A 1,554-nucleotide genomic window follows, 5' to 3' on the forward strand; every position below is an offset into this window, starting at 1 on the left:
TTTCACTTTGTTGAAAAAAGATTATGTCAATGAAAATGCCACAAATTTTTTGTGGCATTTTCATGATTAGTATTTGTTTTATCAAGCGGGTTCTTCTATAATTTCATATGTTAGGTGTAGACCAATTTGCTTTAGTGAGCGTAGTTTGGTCCACTTTTTCAAGTTTTGTATGATGGCCGTCATCAAAACTTGTCTTTTTACATTTTGAACTCCACGGTAACGTGCATAACGTAAACCGTGGAGTTCTTTACTATGTGCAAAACTTAGCTCAACGGTTGAAGGACGTACAGAACGAAGGATTTTTCCACGAGACGATAAGCGCTGTTTTCTTAATTGATCGTAAATCTCTTGATGAATGGAGATACGTAACACACGATCTTCCTTTTCTTTTTTCGCAAAGGGACATGAGTCACAGCTACCTTTAGGTGGTTTGAATTCATGGTACCCCTGTCGATTTGTTGTTTTATAATAAAATGGGACACCACATGGACAAGCATATAGATCCTCATTCACCTGTTTAAATTGATAACGGCGACATTGTGGATGATCTTTCGTTGGAAAGCGACGATAGGACATGTACACAAAGAAATCCCGTTCAAACAATTTTCGCGCAAGCCCGGCATTATAGTAACCTGAATCAAGAGCGATTTCCTTCGCATATTTTCCAAATAAGTCGTTTAACTGATCGACTTGTCCAATCAATTTGCGATGCCCTGGCACATTTGCAGCCGTCACATCCGTCGCAATAATAAAGTTATGAAGCGAATCAACAATACGATGTTCAAAATACGCAAATCGCCCACGTTCATCATGTTTAACAGATAAGCGTGCGTCGGGATCTACCGGACTAATCGTTGTGCGCTTTTCTTCTACTTTTGGATCCTTCACTTGAAGAGGTTTCTTCCCATGACGTGCACGACGTTCATTAATTTTCGCTAGATTTTCTTCATTTCCCTCGATCTTCTTCTGTTCTATTTTTGTCTCACGTACACGTTTATTCGCATTGGCTTTTAGTTCCGTTTCATCGGCAACCCATGTTTCATTCGCAATAAATCCTTCATCGTGAATCAAACGCAGGCAATGATGAAAAAGCTCCTCCCAAAACGTCGAACCATGTAGACGTTGCGAAAGAAACTTAGAAATGGTTGAGTGATCTGGGACTTTTTCTTGTGAAGAGATCCCTAGAAACCAGCGATACGTTGCGTTTTGTTTCACTTGATTACACGTAAAACGAACAGAACGAAAGCCTTCTAAATACTGAATCAACAGGATTTTCACCAACATAATCGGATCCTTCGTTGGTCGACCTATACGATGTGGATAGAAAGCTTCCAACTGCTTTTTCACAAATCCCCAGTCCATTACACGATCTATTTTCACTAAATGATGCGAAGCTTCATACATCATTTCATAGAACTTTCGATTTTCTTCAATCTCTACATTTGAATAGGTGAAGTACATACAAAATCCCTCGTTTCAATTGATTTACGAGGGATTTTATCGAGATTTTCGTATTTTGTCCATAGACAATTTTATTTTTCAACAGTATGAAAA

At 38.6% G+C, this 1,554-nt stretch carries 1 protein-coding gene; it reads right to left on the reverse strand.

What is annotated here, in order from left to right; translation table 11 throughout:
• Positions 1–81 precede the first annotated feature (81 nt).
• Positions 82–1,461 carry an IS1182 family transposase gene (locus K9V48_RS27985; protein WP_224142308.1) on the reverse strand — a complete coding sequence of 460 codons (1,380 nt, stop codon included), beginning with the start codon at positions 1,459–1,461 and terminating at the stop codon, positions 82–84.
• Positions 1,462–1,554 lie beyond the last annotated feature (93 nt).

Source organism: Metabacillus rhizolycopersici, assembly GCF_020075705.1.